This is a genomic window from Burkholderia cepacia (assembly GCF_001039005.1).
Classification (GTDB): Bacteria; Pseudomonadota; Gammaproteobacteria; order Burkholderiales; family Burkholderiaceae; genus Burkholderia; species Burkholderia theae.
The window spans coordinates 52,985-75,596 of record NZ_LDWR01000009.1 but is presented as its reverse complement, the minus strand read 5'-3'; the positions used below and the strand labels follow the sequence as shown (position 1 = coordinate 75,596).

Annotated in this window: 18 protein-coding genes and 1 pseudogene; 7 read left to right on the top strand and 12 right to left on the bottom strand. The window is 66.3% G+C overall.

Annotated features, from left to right (window positions below; genetic code table 11):
• Positions 1-52: 52 nt before the first annotated feature.
• Complete coding sequence (locus VL15_RS04275) at positions 53-1,465, bottom strand: discoidin domain-containing protein (RefSeq protein WP_048243284.1); 1,413 nt, start codon at positions 1,463-1,465, stop codon at positions 53-55.
• 265 nt (positions 1,466-1,730) lie between these two features.
• Between VL15_RS04275 and VL15_RS04270 the strand changes: the two genes are divergently transcribed.
• Both VL15_RS04270 and VL15_RS04265 read left to right on the top strand, forming a co-directional pair.
• Positions 1,731-3,152 carry a PLP-dependent aminotransferase family protein gene (locus tag VL15_RS04270; protein WP_048243283.1) on the top strand — a complete coding sequence of 474 codons (1,422 nt, stop codon included), beginning with the start codon at positions 1,731-1,733 and terminating at the stop codon, positions 3,150-3,152.
• A 262-nt stretch (positions 3,153-3,414) separates the two neighbouring features.
• Positions 3,415-4,173 carry a hypothetical protein gene (locus VL15_RS04265; protein WP_048243282.1) on the top strand — a complete coding sequence of 253 codons (759 nt, stop codon included), beginning with the start codon at positions 3,415-3,417 and terminating at the stop codon, positions 4,171-4,173.
• Between the two features lie 93 nt (positions 4,174-4,266).
• On the opposite strand, the gene fdhA is transcribed toward VL15_RS04265, so the two are convergent.
• From fdhA to VL15_RS43075, 3 genes and pseudogenes are all read right to left on the bottom strand, one after another.
• Positions 4,267-5,463, bottom strand: a complete 1,197-nt coding sequence (gene fdhA, locus VL15_RS04260) for a formaldehyde dehydrogenase, glutathione-independent (protein WP_048243281.1) — start codon at positions 5,461-5,463, stop codon at positions 4,267-4,269.
• Positions 5,464-5,660: 197 nt separating this feature from the next.
• Positions 5,661-6,419, bottom strand: coding sequence for an SDR family NAD(P)-dependent oxidoreductase (locus VL15_RS04255; RefSeq protein ID WP_048243280.1), 759 nt, complete (start codon positions 6,417-6,419; stop codon positions 5,661-5,663).
• Between the two features lie 174 nt (positions 6,420-6,593).
• A pseudogene (locus VL15_RS43075) lies at positions 6,594-6,779 on the bottom strand (hemolysin secretion protein D); the annotation flags it as partial.
• A 91-nt stretch (positions 6,780-6,870) separates the two neighbouring features.
• Here VL15_RS43075 and VL15_RS04250 point away from each other — a divergent pair.
• Together VL15_RS04250 and VL15_RS04245 are read left to right on the top strand one after the other, a co-directional pair.
• Positions 6,871-7,428: a PAAR domain-containing protein gene (locus tag VL15_RS04250; RefSeq protein WP_048243279.1), complete on the top strand. Its 558-nt coding sequence runs from the start codon at positions 6,871-6,873 to the stop codon at positions 7,426-7,428.
• Between the two features lie 2 nt (positions 7,429-7,430).
• Positions 7,431-8,051, top strand: a complete 621-nt coding sequence (locus tag VL15_RS04245) for a type VI secretion system amidase effector protein Tae4 (protein ID WP_048243278.1) — start codon at positions 7,431-7,433, stop codon at positions 8,049-8,051.
• Positions 8,052-9,008: 957 nt separating this feature from the next.
• Here VL15_RS04245 and VL15_RS04235 read toward each other — a convergent pair.
• The 7 genes from VL15_RS04235 to VL15_RS04205 are packed head-to-tail and all read right to left on the bottom strand — an operon-like array spanning position 9,009 to position 17,397.
• Complete coding sequence (locus VL15_RS04235; RefSeq protein ID WP_048243276.1) at positions 9,009-10,199, bottom strand: efflux RND transporter periplasmic adaptor subunit; 1,191 nt, start codon at positions 10,197-10,199, stop codon at positions 9,009-9,011.
• The gene (locus VL15_RS04230) at positions 10,199-12,019 is read right to left on the bottom strand and encodes an efflux transporter outer membrane subunit (protein ID WP_048243275.1); all 1,821 of its coding nucleotides are present in this window, start codon (positions 12,017-12,019) and stop codon (positions 10,199-10,201) included. The genes VL15_RS04235 and VL15_RS04230 overlap by 1 nt, the downstream gene beginning before the upstream one ends.
• An 8-nt stretch (positions 12,020-12,027) precedes the next feature.
• Entirely contained in the window at positions 12,028-12,966 is a 939-nt protein-coding gene (locus tag VL15_RS04225) for a glycosyltransferase family 2 protein (protein WP_048243405.1), read from the bottom strand.
• A gap of 10 nt (positions 12,967-12,976) precedes the next feature.
• A complete protein-coding gene (locus VL15_RS04220; RefSeq protein ID WP_048243274.1) occupies positions 12,977-14,572 on the bottom strand; it encodes a DHA2 family efflux MFS transporter permease subunit in 1,596 nt (531 codons plus the stop codon).
• Positions 14,569-15,852, bottom strand: coding sequence for a glycosyltransferase (locus VL15_RS04215; protein ID WP_048243273.1), 1,284 nt, complete (start codon positions 15,850-15,852; stop codon positions 14,569-14,571). Before VL15_RS04215 ends, VL15_RS04220 begins: the two co-directional genes overlap by 4 nt.
• A gap of 17 nt (positions 15,853-15,869) precedes the next feature.
• Positions 15,870-16,439 carry a methyltransferase family protein gene (locus tag VL15_RS04210; protein WP_011547084.1) on the bottom strand — a complete coding sequence of 190 codons (570 nt, stop codon included), beginning with the start codon at positions 16,437-16,439 and terminating at the stop codon, positions 15,870-15,872.
• 58 nt (positions 16,440-16,497) lie between these two features.
• The gene (locus VL15_RS04205; protein WP_048243272.1) at positions 16,498-17,397 is read right to left on the bottom strand and encodes an alpha/beta fold hydrolase; all 900 of its coding nucleotides are present in this window, start codon (positions 17,395-17,397) and stop codon (positions 16,498-16,500) included.
• A gap of 721 nt (positions 17,398-18,118) precedes the next feature.
• On the opposite strand from VL15_RS04205, the gene betI reads away from it, so the two are divergent.
• From betI to betA, 3 genes are read left to right on the top strand one after another with little or no spacing between them, the layout of a single operon-like run.
• The gene (gene betI / locus VL15_RS04200) at positions 18,119-18,703 is read left to right on the top strand and encodes a transcriptional regulator BetI (protein WP_048243403.1); all 585 of its coding nucleotides are present in this window, start codon (positions 18,119-18,121) and stop codon (positions 18,701-18,703) included.
• Between the two features lie 32 nt (positions 18,704-18,735).
• Positions 18,736-20,205, top strand: a complete 1,470-nt coding sequence (betB, locus tag VL15_RS04195) for a betaine-aldehyde dehydrogenase (protein WP_048243271.1) — start codon at positions 18,736-18,738, stop codon at positions 20,203-20,205.
• Between the two features lie 23 nt (positions 20,206-20,228).
• Positions 20,229-21,929, top strand: a complete 1,701-nt coding sequence (betA, locus tag VL15_RS04190) for a choline dehydrogenase (RefSeq protein ID WP_048243270.1) — start codon at positions 20,229-20,231, stop codon at positions 21,927-21,929.
• A gap of 79 nt (positions 21,930-22,008) precedes the next feature.
• Here betA and VL15_RS04185 read toward each other — a convergent pair whose 3' ends face one another.
• Positions 22,009-22,608 (bottom strand): dual specificity protein phosphatase family protein, encoded by a 600-nt coding sequence (locus tag VL15_RS04185; protein ID WP_053077580.1) that lies wholly within the window; start codon positions 22,606-22,608, stop codon positions 22,009-22,011.
• Between the last annotated feature and the right edge of the window lie 4 nt (positions 22,609-22,612).

Below are 22,612 nucleotides of genomic sequence, written 5' to 3'. Positions count from 1 at the left end.
CAGCGACCGACACATGAAAAAAGCGGCCTAGAAGGCCGCTTTTTCTTTGCGCTTACGATCCCCACACCTGCATTTCGTACAACGAGTACCCCCACTGCGTCGCACGCTGCGTGCCGAGCATCCGCACGTAACGACCGCTGCCGTTGAGATTCGGCAGCGTGACGTGGGTATATGAACCACCGTTGCTCGTCGAATAGATCGTCGTCCAGTTGGCGTTGTCGTTCGACGTCTGGATCTGATAGACGAGCGCGCCCGCATCCCAGTACAGATCGACGTGATCGATGTGCTTCACCGCGCCGAGATCCACGGAGATCCATTGCGAACCGACACCGGCGCCTTCCGGCGAATCCCAGCGCGTGCCCGTGGTGTTGCCGTCGAACGCCTTGTCGGGCGTGAACGATGCGCTGTAGCTCGCCGACGCGGCAGCCGGATGCCCTTGCGACAGCAGCGTCGGCTGCGCGGCGGCCGGGCCGCCGTAGTAGCTCGAACCGAGCTTGGCCTTCGTCGTGTCGGCATTCACGCCGAACTGCGACAGGCTCCAGCGCTGGCCGGTCGTCACGTCGCCCACGTAGAGCTGATAACCACCGGCCGTCGTCGACGAGAAGAACAGGTAGTTCGTGCCGCTCACCGGTGCCGGGTCCGAGTTGTTGCTGATGCAGTCGTTAAGCGGCAACGCGTTCGGCGTCGACGCCGGGTCCGCGGTCTTCGAATAGATCTGATCGGCCGCACCGCTGTCTTTCCAGCGCGCGTAGAACACCATGCCGTCCGCGCGCACGATCGGGTAGTACGTCTGCAGCCCGGCCGGATGATCGAACACTGCCGTCACACCGGTCGCGATCGTGCGCTTCATCAGCCCCATGTTCGCGCCGGTGCCGGTCGCGTAATACACCGCGCTCGAATCCGGCGAAAGATACGGCATCGAGTATTCGGCGCCGGCCGGTGCGTTCGTCAGGCTCACGACCGACGTGAACACCGGGCCCGCGCTCGTGTACGACAGCGTGGCCTGCTTGACGTCGCCGTTCTGCTTGAACACGAGCGTCTTGCCGTCCGAGCTGAACTTCGGATCCTCGTTGCGCGTGGCGCCCGTGCTGTTCGTCAGGTTGACGGGCGGCGTGCCGGCACCGAGCTGCAGCATGAACACGTTCCATGCGCCGTTGCTGATGCCCATGAACGCGATCCACTTGCCGTCGGGGCTGAACACGCCGTTCATCGGATCGGTGATGCCCCACGTGCTCTTACTGAGCTGCGTCAGCGTATGAGCCGAGAAGTCGTAGAGGAACAGCTGGCTCGTGCCGTCGCCGTAGTTGACGTAGCTGTGATAGACGAGCTTGCCGGTCAGCGCGGCGGGAAACGTCGCGTTGGGCTGGGCTGCGGGGTTGCTGACGCAGGCGGCCGTGGCGGTGCCGCTGAACAGGTTGAGGGCGAGGCCGGCCACGAGGCCCGCGATGAGGGTCTTCGATTTCACGCTGAACGATTCCGGTAAGGTAAGGACGCCGCAGACAAGGTCGCGCGCGGGACGCGCAAGGGTCACGGATCAGCCGCCGGGCAGCGTGGACTCCTTCGTAGTCAGACGTCGGGAACAAGACTTGCGAGAGGATGCCCGCGCGTCAGACGAAAGAAAAGGATCAAAGCCCGTCAAAAACATGCGGATCAGCGATTGGGGCGCAATTGCATGCGACCGGTGCCGTGCTACTCTTTTTTCAGCAAGGCCCGAGGGCCGGAGGGCTGGCATGAAGCGATATGCGGCGCTGGCGCAGACGATCGCCGACGCGATCCGGCGCGGCGATCTGGCGCCCGGTGCGCGTATTCCCACCGTGCGCGCGGCCTGCCGCGCGTATGGCGTGAGCCCGTCCACCGTGTTTCGCGCGTACTACGCGCTCGAAAGCGAGGGTCTGATCGTCGCGCGTGCACGGTCCGGTTATTTCGTTGCGAACCTCGAAGACAAACACGTGCGGTTCGGTCACGATCCGCCGCGCAAGCCGGCCTCCGCGCAAACCGATGGCGACGATACGCTGTTGCGCCTGCTCGATTCGCTGAAGTGCGAGGACATCGTCCCGCTCGGCTCCGCATTCGCCAGCTATTCGCTGTTCCCGATGAGCAGCCTGTGGCGCTACATGGCATCGGCGGCCCGCAACATGGATCGCACGAAACTGCTGTCCGGCTTGCCGCCGGGTCACGACGCACTGCGCCGCCAGATCGCGTTGCGCTACCTGAATGCGGGCGCGGCGTTGCCGATGGACGAGATCGTCATCACGACCGGCGCACTCGAAGCGCTGACGCTGAGCCTGCAGGCGCTGACACGCCCGGGCGACATCGTCGCGATCGAGCGACCCGCGTTCCACGCGGTGTTGCAGGCCGTGCAGCGCCTGCACCTGAAGGCCGTCGAGATTCCGGTCGACCCACGCACCGGCCTCGACCTCGACGCGCTCGCCGAGGCGCTCGACACGCATCCGGTGCGCGCCTGCTGGTTCATGACGTCGTTCCACAACCCGACCGGCGCGTCGTTGACCGACGAGCGCAAGCACGCGCTGATCGATCTGCTCGCGTCGCGCGGCGTTCCGTTGATCGAGGACGACGTGTATGGCGAACTGCATTTCGGCACGGCGCCCACACGCCCCGCCAAACTGTATGACAACAGCGGGCTCGTCCTGCATTGCGGTTCGTTCTCGAAATGCCTCGCGCCCGGATTCCGGATCGGCTGGGTCGCGGCCGGACGCTACGTGCGGCAGATCCGGCAGGCGAAGGGCGCGAGCGCGCCGTCGGCCGACGTGCCCGCGCAGATGGCGATCTCGAGCTACCTGCGCGACGGCGGGTACGACCGCTTCCTGCGGAAACTGCGGCGTAATCTCGCCGCGCACCAGGCGCAGATGCTCGCGGCGGTTCGCGCGTATTTTCCGGCCGGCACCGAAGTGTTCGCGCCGCTCGGCGGGTATTTCCTGTGGATCGAACTGCCGCCGCGCGTGGATGCGATGCACCTGTTCGGCGATGCAATGGAAAGCGGCGTCAGTATCGCGCCGGGGCCGCTGTTTTCCGCGACCGGCGGATTCCGCCGTTATCTGCGGCTCAACTACGGCCGGCCGTGGACGCCGGCCGTCGAGCACGCGATGCAGACCATCGGGACGCTCGCGGCCCGGCAGCGGCACGACGGTTAGCACGGAACTTGCGGGGCGCACGCACGCGAATCGCGACCGCCGATATGCGCCTTGTATTTCGCGCGCCAGCGACAAAGAATGAAGCGGAAAGCGGCCGCGGACGAACGCGTTCCGCCCGTCCGATGTCATGGAGAAACACATGAGCACCACAAGCAAACGACGATCGACGACGCAAGCGCCGCACGATAGCGGCACGGACGAGCCGGAGTCGCGATGACCGGCGATCGTTCGCCCCGCTGACGACACCTGCCCGCTTCCGACGATGCGAATCCTGCCCAACCGGAACGTCCACCCCCGCGATGCCTGGCGCGCCGTCCTGAGCGCGCGGGCAGAATCGCGGCGCGCCGCTTGCTGTCGCTGCCGGGCATGCGGCTTCGTGGCATTCCGCGCACTCGAGCACTGCCCCGTCTGCGGCCAGTGGAACGGGCCGTTCGTACCGATTCGCCAGGCGCAGCACGACGCGCACGCGACGCACGCAGCGCAGCCCTTTCATACGTGGTCGTCACGCGTCGCGCGGACGCTTCGCAACGCGGCGTTCCGGCGGCCTCGCGCATCGAGCGCACCGATCCTGAGCATCCTGACACTCGTGCTGCTGGTCGGCGGCTATGTGACGGTCGACCGGACGTGCAAGGCCGATCCGGTTTGTCGCGGTTCCGATACGCCGACATCGACGGCGCTCGATGCCGGCCTGCTCGCGTCGAACGATCCGGTGCCGCCGGTCTTGCCGGTGCCCTTCTATTCGTTTCATTCGACTGACGGAACGCAGGTGGCGGTCGATCAACCGCACGGCGGCCCGAGTGCCGGCGAACCCGCTGGCGCGATGTCGGTCGCGCAGGCCGCGCCGTCGATGCGCTCGCCTGACCGAACGCACGGCGTTGCGGTTCGCCTGACGGACTGGCGAGGCAGTCGCGATCCCGCACATCGCGCGCATGCGATCCGCCGTGTGAGCCTGCACACCGGGCATGTGCGGCACGGTGCACCCGGCAACGCCGACATCGCGAAGCTCTATCGCGGCCACTGAGCGCGCGGTCCGGCCGTTCGCCCCAACAACGACAACGGGCGGCCCGTTTCCGGCGCCGCCCGTTTCGCGTTGCGCGTGTCGAACGTCAGCGCATCAGGCCGCCAGCAACCCGTGCGGGTCGATGACGAATTTACGCGGCGCGCCGCCGTCGAACTTCTTGTAGCCTTCCGGTGCCTGGTCGAGCGAGATCACTTCGACGTTGACGATCTTCGCGATCGGCAGCCGGTCGAACAGGATCGCCTGCATCAGGTTGCGGTTGTACTTCAGCACCGGCGTCTGACCCGTGAAGAACGAATGCGACTTCGCCCAGCCGAGACCGAAGCGGATGCTCAGGCTGCCGTGCTGCGCGGCCTTGTCCTTCGCGCCCGGATCGTCCGTCACGTACAGGCCCGGGATGCCGATTGCGCCGGCCGGCCGCGTGATTTCCATCAGCGAGTTCAGCACCGTCGCGGGCGCTTCCTCCGAGTGGCCCGACGAACCGTGGCCGTGCGCCTCGAAGCCGACGCAGTCGACCGCGCAATCGATCTCGGGCACGCCGAGAATCTGCTCGATCTGCTCGCCGAGCGACGCGTCCTTCGACAGGTCGACCGTCTCGAAGCCCATCGCCCTCGCATGCGCGAGGCGCTCCGCGTTCATGTCGCCGACGATCGTCACGGCCGCGCCGAGCAGGCGTGCCGAAGCGGCCGCCGCCATGCCGACCGGGCCCGCGCCCGCGATGTAGACCGTCGAGCCCGGCTTCACGCCCGCGCTCACCGCGCCGTGATAACCCGTCGGCAGAATATCGGACAGGCAGGTCAGATCGCGGATCTTCGCCATCGCCTGGTCGCGGTCGGGGAATTTCAGCAGGTTGAAATCCGCGTACGGCACGAGCACGTACTCGGCCTGGCCGCCAATCCAGCCGCCCATGTCGACGTAGCCGTAGGCGCCGCCGGCACGCGACGGGTTCACGGTCAGGCACACGCCCGTATGCGTGTCCTTGCACATCGCGCAGCGGCCGCATGCGACGTTGAACGGCACCGACACGAGATCGCCGATCTTCAGCGTCTCGACGTCGCGGCCCACTTCGACCACTTCGCCCGTGATCTCGTGGCCGAGCACGAGGCCGACCGGTGCGGTCGTGCGGCCGCGCACCATGTGCTGGTCGGAGCCGCAAATATTCGTGCTGACCACTTTAAGAATCACGCCGTGGCCGATCGCGCGGCCGCTCGGATCGACCATCTTCGGATAATCGATGCTCTGGACTTCGACCTGGCCCGGTCCAAGATAGACGACACCTCGATTGCTGCTCATCGTATTGTCTCCATGTCTCGTTGGATGGCGCTGTGGTGCGCCGGCGAATGCGGTGCACACGCAACGTGCTGTTCGAGAGTAGTCCCGGAGACGGGGGGGCCGATGTCTCAAACGCGACGTGCGTTTGAACAGCGCCGACATCGATGGCGGAAATGCGAAAGTCGGGCGGGAAACGACGGGAGGGCTTCAGCCGGCCGTCACCCCTGAACCGAATAACCGCCGTCCACGGGAATCACCGCGCCCGTCACGAAGTCGCACTCGCCGGCGCACAGCGCGACAGCGATGCCGGCCAGGTCCTGCGGCTTGCCCCAGCGCCGCAACGGGGTGCGCTCGAGGACGCTTCGTTCGAGATCCGGAAACAGGCGCTTGGCCTCGTCGATCAGCTCGGTTTCGATCCAGCCGGGCAGCAGCGTGTTGACCTGGATGTTGTGCGGCGCCCATTCGACGGCCCACGCCTTGCCCAGCTGAACGATCCCGCCCTTGCTGGCCGCGTAGGCCGCGCCGTAAGTCGTGCCGAATAGCGACAGCATCGAGCCGATATTGACGATCTTTCCGCCACCGGCACGCCGGAATGCGGGATGAATCGCCTGCGCGCAAAAATGGGCGCCGCTCAGATTCGTATCGATGATGCGATACCACTCGTCGGCGGTCAGTTCATGCCCTTGCTTGCGGATATTCATCCCCGCGTTGTTCACGAGGATGTCCAGCCTGCCGAAGTGCTGCTCCGCCTGCTCGACGGCCTTCACGCACGCGTCGCGCCGCGTGATGTCCGCCTGGATGAACAGGCCCCGTTCGCTGCCGCCCGGCAGCGATGCCAGCGCCGCTTCGCCCTTGGCGGGGTCGCGACCGACGAGAACGACGCGTGCACCGGCTGCGATCATGCCGCGCGCAATGCCGAGCCCGATCCCGCTCGCTCCTCCGGTGATGACGGCCACCTTGCCTGAAAGATCGAACACACGTGCCTCCGATTCGAGTTGCTGTCCAGATAGCGCGACAGCATAGCCGCGCGCAACACGTCGTTGCGCCGGTACAAGGCACGATATTTTCTGACACGGATCATGCCTTTTTCGAATCTTTCGGACATCGCCCGTCCGGCCGGTGCCTTCGACGTATCACGCTCCGGCAGACGATCAACCGCCGGCATTCTCGCGAATGACCACCGCGGCCGCCGCGTCCGCCTCGCTTGCCACACCGTCATGCACGCGCGTGCTGACGGCCGGCGTCGGCGGTTCACTGTCGAGCGCATGGCCGTTGCGGTCGTGCGTGTCGACGGTCGCACGCATCGACAACCCAACGCGCAGCTGATGCGCGGCGAATTCTTCAATATTTAATCGGACTGCAAACAAAATTGAGATAGCCCCAGCATCGTGGCGCTAGGATTATGGCTTTCCGCGGGAGACTCAAGGCATGATGCGACGAATCGCAGTAGTAGGCGACACGCTGTCGAGCGGCGGTCAGATAAGCACATATAGCGGGCCGGCGTTCAAGATCGGCAGTCATCAAGCCGCCCTGATCGGCGGACAGGCTTTCTGTACCGCATGCAAGCGTCCCGGAGTCATCGCCAAGTCTGGCGGGCCCTACCGAATAAAATTCATGGGCGAGGTGGCGCTAGACGAGGACATCGTGATCTGCGCATGCCCGACACCTCCGCACATAGTCGCATCGCTTGGCGGCGAAAAATGGTGTGATGACCGGGTAGAGGGCAACGGGAAGGTCGTTTCCAGCCTCACTGCAACTGGCGGCGTCGCGTCGGTCAAAAAAGGGGCATTCGACGAGCAAGTGAAGGCAACCGAGCATCAGGTGGAAGGCTTACCCTACTACATCGAAACGGCAGACGGTCGCGTGCATTCCGGCCGTCTTGGTACGGATGGAGTCTTGCCGCGAATCCATACCGGTGACAACCCCGACGACTACATCATCTACTGGGGCGACGATGCACTTGCGAAGCAACACGGGGAAAAATAACGATGCCGCATACCAAACCAACAAGGGTCCGGTCAAACGACACGCCGCAATCGCAGAAATCGATTCCTGTCGCCGCAATCACGTTCAAAGAGCTGTGGGATAACTTCCCGTCTGGCAACCCGTACGACAACCCAGAATACACGAACCAGTGCGCTATCCGTCTAAGTGTCACGCTGCATCGCGTTGGCGTCGATATGAAGTCGTTCAATGCGAAGACCGTCAAGCCGATGTCAGGCGCAAAGACAATCGGACGCATCATGCTTGATGGCAAGTCGACCGCAACACGCGCCGACGAACTAGGTACGTGGTTGCAGCTACAACCGTTTGCCGGTCTCCCGAAAGCCGAGAACATAACCGGTGCGGATTGGCAATCGAAGGTCAATAGCCGTACAGGCATCATTCAATTCTCACGATATTGGACACGAGACGGCGAGACAAAGGAGAATGCGAGCGGCGGTCATATCGACCTGTGGAACGGGTCGCGACTCACAGTCAGCAGCGCGCCCGGCGTCCTTGCAACGTATGGCCGCGTGTTTGGCCTGCAAGCGCTTTTGCCAGGTACGTCAATCGGATGGTCTGACCTTCGGAATTCGAAACAGATCCTCTTTTGGGAAATCAAATAATGCGACGCTTCTTTGGAACCGCAGGTTCCGCGCTCGCCGGACTAGCGAGTGTAGTTATGTGGACGTTGCTTGACAGCCATCTGTGTTCCGCCTTCTCTCGACTCTGCACCCCGCGCGCGGGGGAGTGCGGCGGCGGCGTAGATGCCTGCGCTGTGACCGCACAGAGCACAGTCGAGCTGTTCGCATACATCTTCGCCCCACCGATTCTGTTTGCAGCGCTAGGCTTCTACCTGTTTGCTCGACGCCGCTCGCCGCTTGTCATGACCGGATTTCTTGTTAGCGCCGTCGCCGTACATTGGCTCTTTTCATTCCTGAGTATCCGGGTTCTGCATATAGTGAACTGAGCGATGCCACACACGTTCCCGCGAGCGTCATCCTCCTTGATAAATCAAGCGAAACGACTTTCGGTATCGCTATGCGGCTTTCTGTTCGGGTTGCTCGTCACGTGGACTTTCTTCTACACGTTCAGTCATGTCCACGGGTCCGCAAGACCTGACCGCATCGCGACTGGCTGCAACGCGCTAGGAAAATGCGCGACGCCTTGGTGGGTTGCACCGGTATTGATTTCGTATCTTTGCGGCCCCGCTATAGCATTCTGCGCACTTAGCGCGGTTGCTTGGAAGCGATGGCCGGTCAGAAAGTGGGCGCTCTGGGGCATCGCGATTCTTGTCGTGACCGGAGCGCTATACCTCGCCGATTACTTCTCGAAGTAACCACGCAGCCCGCACAACTCGGGCCGCTTTTATTTTTCTCCGGCACGAACATCGCACCACAAACGCACCAAGCCATCGTTGCGTAACAAGTTGAGCGCGATTGTCACGCCAGGTGGGGAATGGCGTTCGTTTAACTCACCCTCTTCGTCGTGATGTTTCATCTCGCAACGTATGCAATACCTGCGTTGGGGCTTGTTGACTGACACGAGTCCGATTGCCTGCGACCAGTCGAGCGCCAAATCACTCACCCGCCCTGATTCTCCCGAATCACCACCGCAGCAGCCGCTTCCGCCTCGCTCGCGACACCGTCGTGCACGCGCGTGCTGACGGCCGGCGTCGGCGGCTCGCTGTCGAGCGCATGGCCGTTGCGGTCGTGCGTGTCGACCGTTGCGCGCATCGACAGCCCGATGCGCAGCGGATGCGCGGCGAGGTCGCGCGGATCGAGCGCGATCACGACCGGCACGCGCTGCACGACCTTGATCCAGTTGCCGGCCGCGTTCTGCGACGGCAGCATCGAGAACGCGCTGCCCGTGCCCGCCGAGAAGCCCTGCACGCGGCCGCGATAGGCGATGCGCGACCCGTAGAGGTCCGACACGATCTCGACCGGCTGCCCGACGCGCATGTGGCGGATCTGCCCTTCCTTGAAGTTCGCCTCGATCCACAACCGGTTCAACTGCACGATCGACATCAGCGGCACGCCAGGCCCGACTTGCTGGCCGACCTGCACCGAGCGCTGCCCGATCGTGCCGTCGACGGGCGCGACGATCGTCGTGCGCTTCAGGTTCCGGTACGCGAGCTTGAACTGCGCGGCCGCCTGCACGACGGCCGGGCTCTCGTCGACGGGCAGCTTGCTGCCGAGCGCGCGCGCCGCGTCGAGCTGCGCCTGCGCGGCCGCGAGATTCGCCTGCGCGCCGGCGACCGTCGCGCGTGCCCGCGCCAGTTCCTCGGGCGCGACGATCTCGACCGATGCACCCGAGCGCGCCACCAGCGCGCGCTGCGCGAGCGACAGGTCGGCACGCCGCGCATTCACGGCCTCGACGTACATCGTGTTCGAAATCTTCGCGTTCGCAACCTGCCGCACGGCCTGCGCGAGCTGCGCCTTCGCCTGCGCGAATGCAACGGACGCCTCGGTGTCATCGAGCCGCACGAGCGTCTGTCCGGCGCGCACGGCCTGCGTATCGGCGACCACCACGTCGGTCACGGCGCCCGGAATCTGCGCGGCGACCTGCACGATACTGCCCGCGACATACGCGTCATCGGTGTCTTCGTAATAGCGGTCGCTCAACAGCCAGAACGCGATCCACGCGAGCGCGGCCAGCAGCACGATCGCGAAAAACACGGTGAAGCGCTTGCGGCGCGTCGCACGGCGCGCGTCAAGTGCCGGGTCGTTCAGCGCGGCCGGCGGCGCGGCGGTATGAAGGTTGTCGTGGTGCATCAGTCGCTTTGCGTAACGATCAGACGATCGTGCTGGAAGACGGGTATCGTCGGCATGACCGACGGGCTCGCCGATGCCGCGCGCACGAGAACGGGCGTGCCGCGAGGTGTCGCGCCCGGGGGCGTCGTAGCGGAGGTCGAGGGCCGCGCCGCGTCGTCGCGTCGTGCGGGTCCGGCAGCCGGTGCCACGGCACCGCTACCCGGCAGCGCATCGGCCGACGTCCCGGCTGCCGCCCGGCTGGCGGTTGCAGCGGTCGCAGCACCCACAGCCGCCGTTGCCCCGCGCCGTGCCGCGCCGCTGCGCGTCTGATGCACGGCCGGCGCCTGCGCAACCGTTGCGCCCGCATCGAACCCGCCGCCAAGCGCACCGATCAACCCGACGCGCAGCGTCCGCTGCCGGCCGAGCAGCGCGATCATCTGCGCGCGCTCGTCGATCAGCGTGAGATCCGCGACATCGACATCCTTCTGCATCAGCACGCCGCGCCGGTGGCGATCGGCCGCGATCTGCACGATCTTCTGCGCGGCCGCCACCGCGTCCTGCTGCTGCGTAACGAGCGTCTGCGACGTTTGCAGCGACGTGACGATCTGCGCGACCTGCCCGAGCGCGTCGTCGACGGTCTTGTTGTACAGCCCGATCGCGACGTCGGCCTGCGCGACGTCCGCGCCGAGCTTCGCCTTCAGCCGGCCGCGGTCGAAGATCGGCAGCGAGATCGCCGGGCCGACCGACCCGGCGAGCGAATCGCGCGAGAACAGCGACGCGGGCGTCAGCGCGAACACGCCGCCGAGCGCGACGAGGTTCACGTCCGGATAGAACTGCGCGCGCGTCGAATCGGCATTCGCGAACGCAGCTTCGACGCGCAGCCGCGCGGCGACGATGTCGGGCCGACGGCCGAGCAGGTCGGCCGGCAGCCGCGCCGGCAGCGCACCGCCGGCAAACGCGCCGACGCGCGGCCGCTGCAGCGCGAGCCCGCGCTCGGGGCCGCGGCCCGACAGCACGCCGAGCTGCAGTTGAGCGAGCTTGATCTGCTCGTCGTTCAGCGCGATCTGCGCGAGCAGCTTGCTGCGCTTGATCGACGCATCGCTCGCGTCGTACGCATTGTCGAGGCCGCGCGCGGTGCGCTCGCGCAGCACGGTCGTTACGCGCTGGCTGACCTTCAGCTTCTGCTGCAGCAGATCCTGTGTCGCGTATGCCTGGTCGAGCTGGCAGTACACGGTGACAATCGCGACCGCGAGCGTGAGCCGCACCTGTTCGGCCTCGACCCCGGCCGCGTCGCGCAGCGACATCAGGCTCTTCGTCGCGGCGCGATTTTTACCCCACAGATCGAGCTGGTAGTTCAGCCCGACGAACACCGACGACGGCGATACGTTCGGATCGCCGAAGATCTCGACCGGTACACGATAGCCGCCGGCCGTCACGTCGGCGATGTCGCCGGGCTTCGGCATCCGCGCGCGGCTGACCGTCGCGCCGGCCGTGCCGGTCAGCCCGGTCAGCGAATCGAACTGCTGAAGCTGCGCCTGCGCGATCCGCAACCGCGCCCGTGCGACCTGGAGATCGGGGTTGTTGCGCGACGCGTCGGCCACCAGTTCGTCGAGTTGCGGATCCTGCAGCTGCTTCACCCAGTCGGGCGCCGGCCACGCGCCGTTCGCGCCGGGGCCGGCCGTGTGCGCGAGCGCATCGTCGGCCGGCGCGCGCAGCGACAGCGAGGGCAGGAACCCCGACGGCACGCATCCGCCCAACGCCAGCAGCACGGCCGCCGCCGCGATCATCGCGCTGCCCTGCACGCCCCGCGCCGGATTCGCCGCTTTCTTCACACGCCGCATCGCGCCCCTCATCCCTGCTGAATGCGCTGCGCACGCGCGGCCAGCCGCGGCCGCGTGCGTTCGAGCGGGCCGAGCCGGCCGAACAGGCCGTCCGCGACGCCGAACAGGATGCCCGCGAGCTTCGCGCGCTTGTCGCGTTCGACGAGCGCGATCTGCACGATCTGCCACACGGTCAGCAGGTTCGGCACGATCGCCACCGGAAAGCGCAGCCCGTATTGCATCCCGAGCTGCACCGCATTGCGCGCGCTGTAGTAGCGGCGTTGCCACGAGTGATTCATCGACGTCATTTCGAAAGGGCCGATCGCGTGGCGCTGCTTCGCGCCGATCCGGTGCGGCAGCACCAGCGACGGCACGACATAGAGCGGCACGTTGCGCGACAGCGCACGGAAGCTGTATTCGGTGTCGACGTGATCGATGAACAGCGTCTCGTCGAACCGGCCAAGCAAGTCGAACGCGTCGCGCGACACGACGCAGCCCGACGAGATCAGGAACGCGCAACGCTGCAGCGGCGCGCCCGGCTCGATGTGCAGGCGGCGCAGCCCGATGCCGTTGGTCGACAGTTCGGGCAGGAAGCTGCGCGCGTTCTCATCGAAAATGCGCGGGCCGGCCAGGAACGCACGCCCCGCGAGCCCGGCACAAACATCGCGCATCACCGGGAAATACGCGGCCGGCACCGATGAATCCTGGTCGAACAACGCGACCGCATCGATGCGGTCGCGAAACAACGCCACGAGCCCCGCGTTGTACGCGCCCGCGATCCCGCCGCGATTGCCGTGATGCAGCAGCGCGATGCCGTCGCGCGCACACAGGTCGCGTGCCCGTGCATCGGGCTGCGGCGTGTTGTCGACGACGAGCAATGCATCGCACGCATGCCGCCATGCACCGAGTGCTTCGAGCTGCGCATCGCTCGGGTGATACAGGATCACGAGTGCGCCGAGTGTCGTCATGTTCATCTCCTCAATGCCCGAAGGACGCCGCCGCGCCGCGCTTGGGTCGCGTCAGCCACATCATGGCCGCGAGCGCGAGGCAGGTCATGCTCGCCATCCAGAACATGTCGTTCGTCGCCATCATGTAGGCCTGCTGCATCACGACCTGGTGCAGCGTGCTCAGCTCGCGCACGCCGTCCACGCCCATCCCGTTCAGCGCATGCACGAAACGCTGCGTGTTCGCGGACGCATGCGTGACGGATTGCGACACGACGTCGTAGTGATAGGTCGCGCGGTTGTCCCACAGCGTCACGCTCATCGCGGTGCCGAACGCGGCCGACAGCGTGCGCAGAAAGTTCGACAGGCTCGACGCGGCGGCAAGCCGGTCGTCGGGAATGCGCGACAGCGTCGCGGCGGTCAGCGGAATGAAGAAGAGCGGCAGCCCGATCCCCTGGATCAGGCCAGGCGCGGCGATCTGCGCGAACGTCATCTTCAGCGTGAAATGCGCATCCCACGCGAGGACGCCCGCGAACACGAGGAAACCGACCGTCGCGAGCACGCGCGCGTCAAAATGATGCGCGTACAGGCCGACGAGGATCGAGAACACAAGCGCGAGCACGCCGAGCGACGCCGTCGCGAGCCCTGCATGAAACGCGTTGTAGCCCATCACGGCCTGCATCCACAGCGGGAACACGACGCCGACCACCGAGAAACTCATCATCCCGAGCGAGATGATCAGCACGCAAAACGAGAACGTGCGGTCGCGAAACAGGCTGAGATCGACGACGGGGTGCGCCTCGCCCGCCTCCCAGATCAGCAGCGACACGATCGAGATCCCCGCGACCACCGCGAGCGTGACGATCAGCGGCGAATCGAACCAGCCGCGATCGTGGCCGAGATCGAGCATCGCCTGCAGCGAGCCGACGCCGATCACGAGCAGCACGATGCCCGGCACGTCGATCGGGCCGGCCGCGCCGCGCTGCGCATCGGGGCGCAGCATCGCGGTGCAGACCGCGAACGAGAACAGTCCGATCGGCAGGTTGATCAGAAAGATCCACGGCCACGAGAAGTTGTCGACGATCCAGCCGCCGACCACCGGCCCGAAGATCGGCGCGAGCAGCACCGTCATCGCCCACAGCGCGAGCGCGATCGTGCGCTTGTCCGGCGGGAACGTGCGCAGCAGGATCGTCTGCGACAGCGGCACCATCGGACCCGAGCACAGCCCCTGCAGCGCGCGGCAGATCACCAGCACGTGCAGGTCGCGCGCGAGCCCGCACAGCAGCGACGTCAGCGTGAACAGCAGCACGGCGCCGACGAACAGCCGCAACTCGCCGACGCGGCGCGCGAGCCAGCCGGTCAGCGGCACCGCGATCGCGGCCGCGACCGAATACGAGCTGATCACCCACGTGCCCTGGCTGTTCGACACGCCGAGGCTGCCGGAGATCGCCGGCACCGCGACGTTCGTCACGGTCGAGTCGAGCACCTCGATGAAAGTCGCGAGCGACAGCGCGAACGTCAGCAGCGCGAGCCGAATACCGCGCACCGGCTGCGCGGCCGGCGCGGGGGCCGGCACGTCGAACGCGGACGGCGCGGCGGGCCCATCGTGAAGCGGCGACGCGGTGCTCATGCGCCCGCCACCGCGACATCGGCTCGCGCGCCCTTCCGCCCGCGCTTCGGTGCGAACCGTTCGATGAAATCGGCGGCCGCGTGACAGCCGTCCGGCGCGGCAGCGATCAGCGCGCGCGTGCGCGCCGCATGCACCGCAAACGCGGGTTCGTCGAGCACGCGCGCCAGCGCCGCGCCGAGACGCGCGCCGTCGACGGGGCCGTCGACGCGCACGCCGCAGCCGCTCGCCGCGACGCGTTGTGCGTTGTCGAACTGGTCGTGCGCAAACGGCGTCACGACCTGCACGATCCCGGCCTCGCACGCGAGCGCCGCGGTGCCGATCCCGCCGTGATGCACGAGCGCACGGCAACGCGGCAGCAGCGTGCGCATCGGCACGAAGCGGCGCACCAGCAGCCGGTTGCCGTCCGGCGCCGCATCGTGCGGGGTCAGCAGGATGCCGCGCGCGCCGGTCGCACGCAGCGCGTCCGCCACCGCGCGCGCGTACGCCGCATGATCGACGAGCGTCGAGCCGGCCGTGAACACGACCGGCCGCTCGCCGGCCGCCAGAAACGCATCCAGTTCCGCATCTTCGTCGGGCGTCGTAATGTCGTTGAACAGCGGAAAACCGCTTTGCAGATGATTCGACGGCCAGTCGGGCTGCGCCGGCGCGAACCAGCCGGGAAACAGGCACAGCACGCCGTCGGTCGAGTGCAGCCAGCGGCCGAGCACGCGCCGCGCGGACGCGAGCCCGAGATCGCGGCGCACCGCGTTCAGCGCGGGGCCGCATACGCGGTCGAGCACCTGACGCTCGATCAGCGTCATCAGCGCCGACTTCACGGACAGCGGCCAGCGCGCGGGAATCGTCAGGCGCGGGTGCGTCGGCGGCGCATGCGCGGACAGCAGCGTCGACGGCGACACCTGCACCGACACATACGGCGTGCCGTGCAGCTCCTGCATGAAGCGTGCGGAGAATGCCCACAGCGTGCCGACGAGGACCGTATCGTCATCGGTCAGCGCCCGCAGCGCGTCGTAGTGCGGGCGCAGCATCGGCGCGATCACCTGCCACAGCGTACGGAACGACGTGCGCGGGTCCCACAGCGCGGGATTCGCCATCGCGGCCTCGTATTCGGCCGCGGTGCCGACCGGCACGAATGCGAAACCGCAACGGCGCACGGCCGCCTCGAACGGCGCGTGCGTGCAGAACACGACGTCGTGACCGCGCGCCGCGAGCGTGCGCGCGACGCCGAGCAGCGGATGCACGTCGCCCGCCGAGCCGATCGCGGTCACGATCATCTTCGCCATCGCGCGCCTCGCGGGGTTCAGTAGAAGCCGGGAATCAGCGCCGCGACCTCGCGGCGGTACTGCGCGTACGCCGGCCCGAAATACCCGGTGAGCCAGCTCTCCTCGACGCGCACCTTGTACGCGAGCGACGCGAACACGAGCAGCACGCCGATCGCGCCGCGCCATTCGCCGCCGATCAGCGCGGCGCCGACGAGCGCGATCAGGCAGCCCGTGTAGATCGGATGGCGCACGAGCGCGTACGGCCCCGTGCGCACGAGTTCATGGTCTTCCTTCAGCGTGACCGACACGCTCCAGTTCGTGCCGAGGTGCAGCCGCGCCCACACCGAGAACAGCAGGCCGGCGACCAGCACCGCGAGCCCGCACTGCGCCTGCAGGCCGAAGCGCTGCCAGTCGGGCACGAGCGCCTGCCATGACGGATCGGGCAGGATGATCAGCGCGCCGCCGACGATCAGCGGAATCGACTGCAGCGTGCGCGAGCGTGACGCTTCCTTGCGCACGGTCGTCTTCACGCCCTGCGACGTGGCGATCCAGTAGGCGAGCCATGCGGCCCACGGAACGACGATGGCGATGGTCTGAACGATATTCACGGCTGGCCTGCCTCGTTGGGATGGGAATTCGGATACGCCGGATGCACGATGCGCGGCGTCACGACGACAGCGCGTGCATCGGTGCGGACACACACGCCTGCGCGGCGGCAAGCGCCATGCCGGCCGCGGGCGCCCCGTCGCAGAAGAAATCGAGCAGCGTGGTACGGGTGTATTCGCGCTGCGCGCGGCCTTCGATGTCGAGGAAATGACCGGCGTCCGGCACCGTCGCGAACCGCGCGCGCTGCACGTGCGCGCCGAGCTGGCGCACGTCGGCCGGCGTCGTGTATTCGTCGCGCTCGCCGTTCAGGAACAGCAGCTCGCAGCCGATGTTCGAGAACTCGCTGAAGTAGCGCTCGGGCTGCAGCGACAGGATCTGGTCGACGTGGAACGCGACCTGGTCCTGCTCGTCGCGCGGCAGGCGCGTGAGATACCGGTAGTTGTACAGCTTCATGATGCGCGGCAGGTAGCGGCCGACGGTGTCGTTCAGCAACTGCGCGGCCTTCAGGTTCTCGCCGGCCGCGATGTGATCGCGGGCGCGCGTCACGTAGTCGACCATCGCGTCGTTCAGGAACGGCGAGAACGAGCAGATCGCCGCGCGCCGCACGCTCGGGCAGCCGCGCGCGAGTGCGAACAGCGACGCGACGCCGCCCCACGACACCGACACCAGGAACGCGGGCGCGAAGCGCTCGACCAGATGCTGGAGGATCGCGGCCTCGTCGTCCTTCGTCAGGATGAAGCAGCCCGGGTTGTGCTGGCGCGACTGCCCCGCATACGGCAGGTCGAAGCAGATCGTGTTGATCCGCTCGCCCAGATACTGGACGGTCTGCCCGAACGACGCGGTCGTCGCGAGCGCGCCGTTGACGAGCATCGCCGTGTCGAAGGCCGGGTCGAACACGTTCCGTTCGACGTAGACCTTCAGACCATTCGGCAGCGGGACCACGTGTTTTTCGGTCGGCATCGTCGTTCTCCGGTGGATGCGGCGTCTCGACGTCGCGGCATGCTGCAGGTGCGCAATGGCTGGCGCCGGCCCGGCGCACGGCCTGTCGCCGAGCCCATAACCGACGCACCGCGGCAAATACCCGCGGCGCCCATTCATTCCTCGTAGTGCGGCGCCATACTAATACGGACAATATTACTTACTCAAGTCATTCCAACGAGCCCCTCTACTCAGTTGGGAAATGGGCCGGATTCAAATTTTTTTATCATTTTCTATGGTATGCGGGATCGCCAGGAAGGTGATGGCAATCGTTTGCGAGCGCCCTTCATCGGCATACATAGACCATATATTTTTCTTTTTATTCAACGATATACAGCATTTAAATCGACTGATTGAAACGGATTTTTGGAGTTTACCGACCTTCACCATCCGCATTCACAATTTCACATCGCGGTGAATATCACACACCTCGACACTCTTTCGTTTCGTAATAGAAACGAGGCCAGAAATTTTCCAGTGCATTGCACCATCTTTTCACGAGCCGTTTTAAACATAATTCTCGTTATTCAACATTCTTTCAATTCGTTTTTCCGCACCTGCACATCGCCGCACGTGGTCGATCCGCGACACCGCCGCCCCCCTCTTCATCGTCGGACCCCGATTTTTTGTTGATTGAACGATCAATAAAAAACCGCTAAGCTCTCGACTTCCATGCATGCCCGCCCGGGCGAAGGGAGTCGCGATGCCGAAAGTCGGAATGCGGGAGATTCGCCGCGCCCAGTTGATCGACGCCACGCTGCGCTCGATCGACGAAGCGGGTCTGCCCGGCACGACGCTCGCATCGGTCGCGCAACGCGCGAACATCTCGACGGGCATCGTCAGCCACTACTTCGGCGACAAGGACGGCCTGCTCGAAGCGACGATGCGGCACGTGCTGCGCGACCTGTGGTCGGCCACCACGGCCCGTCGCGTGGCCGCGCGCAAGGACCCGCGCGCCCGGCTGCGCGCGATCGTCGCCGCGAACTTCGACGACACGCAGGTCAGCGCGCCCGTGATGAAGACGTGGCTCGCGTTCTGGTCGCAGAGCATGCACGACCCGATGCTCAAGCGCCTGCAGCACGTCAACACGCGGCGCCTCCATTCGAACCTGTGCGCCGAATTCGCGAAGGCCTTGCCGCGCACGAAAGCGCGGGAAGCCGCCAGCGGCCTCGCCGCGCTGATCGACGGCCTGTGGCTGCGCGGTGCGCTCGCCGGCGGCCCGATCGACACCCGGGCGGCGCTGAAGCTCGCCCACGATTACATCGACCTGCTGCTCGCGTCCGACTGACGCGGCACGCAATCGCCCTCCAGGAGATCCTCATGTCCGTATTCGGTTTGCAGCGCCTCTACATCGGCGGCGGTTACGTCGACGCCACGAGCGGCAAGACTTTCGACACCTTCGATCCCGCCACCGGCGAACTGCTCGCGCAGGTGCAGCAGGCGAGCGCGGCCGACGTCGACCGCGCGGTCGCGTCTGCCCGGGAAGGCCAGCGCGAATGGGCCGCGATGACCGCGATGCAGCGCTCGCGCATCCTGCGCCGCGCGGTCGACCTGCTGCGCGAGCGCAACGACGAACTCGCGGCGCTGGAAACGCGCGACACCGGCAAGCCGATCGGCGAGACGCTCGCGGTCGACATCGTCACCGGCGCGGACGTGATCGAGTACTACGCAGGCCTCGCGACCGCGATCGAAGGGCTGCAGGTGCCGCTGCGCGCCGATTCGTTCGTCTACACGCGCCGCGAACCGCTCGGCGTGTGCGCGGGCATCGGCGCATGGAACTACCCGATCCAGATCGCGTGCTGGAAGACGGCGCCCGCGCTCGCGGCCGGCAACGCGATGGTGTTCAAGCCGAGCGAAGTCACGCCGCTGACCGCGCTGAAACTCGCGGAAATCTATACGGAAGCCGGCGTGCCGGCCGGCGTGTTCAACGTCGTGCAGGGCGACGGCTCGGTCGGCGCGCTGCTCACCGGCCACCCGGACATCGCGAAGGTGTCGTTTACGGGCGGCGTCGAGACGGGCAAGAAGGTGATGTCGCTGGCCGGCGCGTCGTCGCTGAAGGAAGTGACGATGGAACTCGGCGGCAAGTCGCCGCTGATCGTGTTCGACGATGCGGACCTCGACCGCGCGGCCGACATCGCGGTGACCGCCAACTTCTTCAGCTCGGGCCAGGTCTGCACGAACGGCACGCGCGTGTTCGTGCACCGCTCGATCAAGGACGCGTTCACGCAGCGCGTGCTCGAACGCGTGAAGCGCATCCGCGTCGGCAAGCCGACCGATGCCGATACCAACTTCGGCCCGCTCGTGTCGGCCGCGCAGCTCGACAAGGTGCTCGGCTTCATCGAAAGCGGCAAGGCCGAAGGCGCAAAGCTGCTGGCCGGCGGCACGCGCCTGACCGATGGTCACTTCGGCAGCGGCCAGTACGTCGCGCCGACCGTGTTCGGCAACTGCCGCGACGACATGAAAATCGTCCGCGAGGAAATCTTCGGGCCGGTGATGAGCATCCTCGATTTCGAATCGGAGGACGAAGTGATTGCCCGCGCGAACGACACACACTACGGGCTCGCGGCCGGCGTCGTGACCGAGAACCTGTCGCGCGCGCACCGCACGATCCATCGCCTCGAAGCCGGCATCTGCTGGATCAACACGTGGGGCGAATCGCCGGCCGAGATGCCGGTTGGCGGATACAAGCAATCCGGTGTCGGACGCGAGAACGGCATCACGACGCTTGAGCACTACACTCGAATCAAGTCGGTGCAGGTCGAGCTCGGCCGCTACAACCCGGTGTTTTGAGTCTTAAGGGAGGAGAACCCGTCATGACGACACGCGAATACGACTACATCATCTGCGGCGCCGGTTCCGCGGGCAACGTGCTCGCAACGCGCCTGACGGAAGATCCGGACGTGACGGTGCTGCTGCTCGAAGCGGGCGGCCCCGACTACCGCTTCGACTTCCGCACGCAGATGCCGGCGGCGCTGGCCTATCCGCTGCAAGGCCGCCGCTACAACTGGGCGTACGAGACCGACCCCGAGCCGCACATGGACAACCGCCGGATGGAATGCGGCCGCGGCAAGGGGCTCGGCGGCTCGTCGCTGATCAACGGGATGTGCTACATCCGCGGCAACGCGCTCGACTACGACAACTGGTCGACGCACAAGGGCCTCGAGAACTGGACGTATCTCGACTGCCTGCCGTACTTCAAGAAAGCCGAGACGCGCGACGTCGGCCCGAACGATTACCACGGCGGCAACGGCCCCGTGTCGGTCACGACCAGCAAGCCGGGCGTGAACCCGCTGTTCGAGGCGATGGTCGACGCGGGCGTGCAGGCAGGCTACCCGCGCACCGACGACCTGAACGGTTATCAGCAGGAAGGCTTCGGCCCGATGGACCGCACCGTCACGCCGCGCGGCCGCCGCGCGAGCACCGCGCGCGGCTACCTCGACCAGGCGCGTGCACGGCCGAACCTCGAGATCGTCACGCACGCGCTCGCCGACCGCATCCTGTTCGACGGCAAGCGCGCATCGGGCGTCACGTACCTGCGCGGCAGCGAGCGCGCAACCGCGCATGCGCGCCGCGAAGTGCTCGTCTGCAGCGGCGCGATCGCATCGCCGCAACTGCTGCAGCGCTCGGGCGTCGGCCCCGGCGCGTGGCTGAAGGAATTCGACATTCCCGTCGTGCTCGACCTGCCCGGTGTCGGCCAGAACCTGCAGGACCACCTGGAGATGTACATCCAGTACGAGTGCAAGGAGCCCGTATCGCTGTACCCGGCGCTCAAGTGGTGGAACCAGCCGAAGATCGGCCTCGAATGGATGCTGAACGGCACGGGCCTCGGCGCGAGCAATCACTTCGAGGCGGGCGGTTTCATCCGCACGCGCGACGACGATCCGTGGCCGAACATCCAGTATCACTTCCTGCCGGTTGCCATCAACTACAACGGCTCGAACGCGATCGAGATGCACGGCTTCCAGGCGCACGTCGGCTCGATGCGCTCGCCGAGCCGCGGCCACGTGAAGCTGCGTTCGCGCGACCCGAACCAGCATCCGAGCATCCTGTTCAACTACATGGCCGAAGCGCTCGACTGGCGCGAGTTCCGCGATGCGATCCGCGCAACGCGCGAGATCATGCGGCAGCCCGCACTCGACCGCTATCGCGGCCGCGAGCTGAACCCGGGCGCCGACTGCAAGACCGACAAGGAGCTCGACGCGTTCGTGCGGGCCCGCGCGGAGACCGCGTTCCATCCGTCGTGCTCGTGCAAGATGGGTTACGACGACATGGCCGTGGTCGACGAAGAGGGTCGCGTGCACGGGCTGGAAGGGCTGCGTGTCGTCGATGCGTCGATCATGCCGATCATCACGACCGGCAACCTGAACGCGCCGACGATCATGATCGCCGAGAAGATCGCCGACAAGATTCGCGGCCGCAAACCGCTCGCGCGTGTCGACGTGCCGTACTTCGTCGCGAACGGCGCGCTGGCGCGCAATGTCGCGAAGGCCGTGCGACAGCCGGAAACGGTCTGACGACGGCGGGCGCGCTGCCCGCGCACCCAACGAAAACGCCGCTGACGATTCCCGTCAGCGGCGTTTTTTCATTCCCGGCTCAACCGTTGTTGACCTCTCGCCGCAAACGCTCGACGTCGACGTGCTCCAGGTAATTCGTGATGTTCTGCCAGATCGGATGGAACCCGTAACCGCCGTGCTGCAGCTCGTCGAGCGCCTGTTCGCGCGTCCAGCCCTGGTACACCATCCGGTACAGCGCGGAGACGAGGCCCGTGCGATCGGCGCCGTGCTGGCAGTGGATCAGCACCGGACCGTCCTGGTCGGCGGTTCGCAGTGCCTTCAGCGCGGCGACCATGTCGTCGTCGCGGATGTCCCACGTGTTGATCCGGATGCGCTGCATCTTGATCTGCGTGCCGGCCAGGATGCTGTCGTCCGCGTGAAACGAGCGGAAGCTGATGACCTTGCGGATGCCGAGCTTCTGCAGCTCCGGCACGTCCGCCCGCGACAGCTGCGCGCTGCGGTACAGCGTCGGCGTGATCCGATGCAGGTTGTTCACGCGCGCATCGGCAATGCTTTGCGCCCATTGGATTGGTCGGGCCGCGATCGGTCGGGCCGCAACGCCGGACGCCGGGTCCGCATGGGCCGGCTGCACGAGCGCGGCGAGCGTGACGGCGAGCGCGGCAAGGAAAGCGGTTTTCATGTCG

Coding starts and splice junctions, on each gene's coding strand:
- VL15_RS04230 (WP_048243275.1), bottom strand. CDS start 12,019: ATGCGGCGTGTGAAGAAAGCGGCGAATCCGGCGCGGGGCGTGCAGGGC.
- VL15_RS04225 (WP_048243405.1), bottom strand. CDS start 12,966: ATGACGACACTCGGCGCACTCGTGATCCTGTATCACCCGAGCGATGCG.
- VL15_RS04205 (WP_048243272.1), bottom strand. CDS start 17,397: ATGCCGACCGAAAAACACGTGGTCCCGCTGCCGAATGGTCTGAAGGTC.
- VL15_RS04265 (WP_048243282.1), top strand. CDS start 3,415: ATGCGAATCCTGCCCAACCGGAACGTCCACCCCCGCGATGCCTGGCGC.
- betB (WP_048243271.1), top strand. CDS start 18,736: ATGTCCGTATTCGGTTTGCAGCGCCTCTACATCGGCGGCGGTTACGTC.
- VL15_RS04185 (WP_053077580.1), bottom strand. CDS start 22,608: ATGAAAACCGCTTTCCTTGCCGCGCTCGCCGTCACGCTCGCCGCGCTC.
- VL15_RS04245 (WP_048243278.1), top strand. CDS start 7,431: ATGCCGCATACCAAACCAACAAGGGTCCGGTCAAACGACACGCCGCAA.
- VL15_RS04235 (WP_048243276.1), bottom strand. CDS start 10,199: ATGCACCACGACAACCTTCATACCGCCGCGCCGCCGGCCGCGCTGAAC.
- VL15_RS04220 (WP_048243274.1), bottom strand. CDS start 14,572: ATGAGCACCGCGTCGCCGCTTCACGATGGGCCCGCCGCGCCGTCCGCG.
- betA (WP_048243270.1), top strand. CDS start 20,229: ATGACGACACGCGAATACGACTACATCATCTGCGGCGCCGGTTCCGCG.
- VL15_RS04270 (WP_048243283.1), top strand. CDS start 1,731: ATGAAGCGATATGCGGCGCTGGCGCAGACGATCGCCGACGCGATCCGG.
- betI (WP_048243403.1), top strand. CDS start 18,119: ATGCCGAAAGTCGGAATGCGGGAGATTCGCCGCGCCCAGTTGATCGAC.
- VL15_RS04250 (WP_048243279.1), top strand. CDS start 6,871: ATGATGCGACGAATCGCAGTAGTAGGCGACACGCTGTCGAGCGGCGGT.
- fdhA (WP_048243281.1), bottom strand. CDS start 5,463: ATGAGCAGCAATCGAGGTGTCGTCTATCTTGGACCGGGCCAGGTCGAA.
- VL15_RS04215 (WP_048243273.1), bottom strand. CDS start 15,852: ATGGCGAAGATGATCGTGACCGCGATCGGCTCGGCGGGCGACGTGCAT.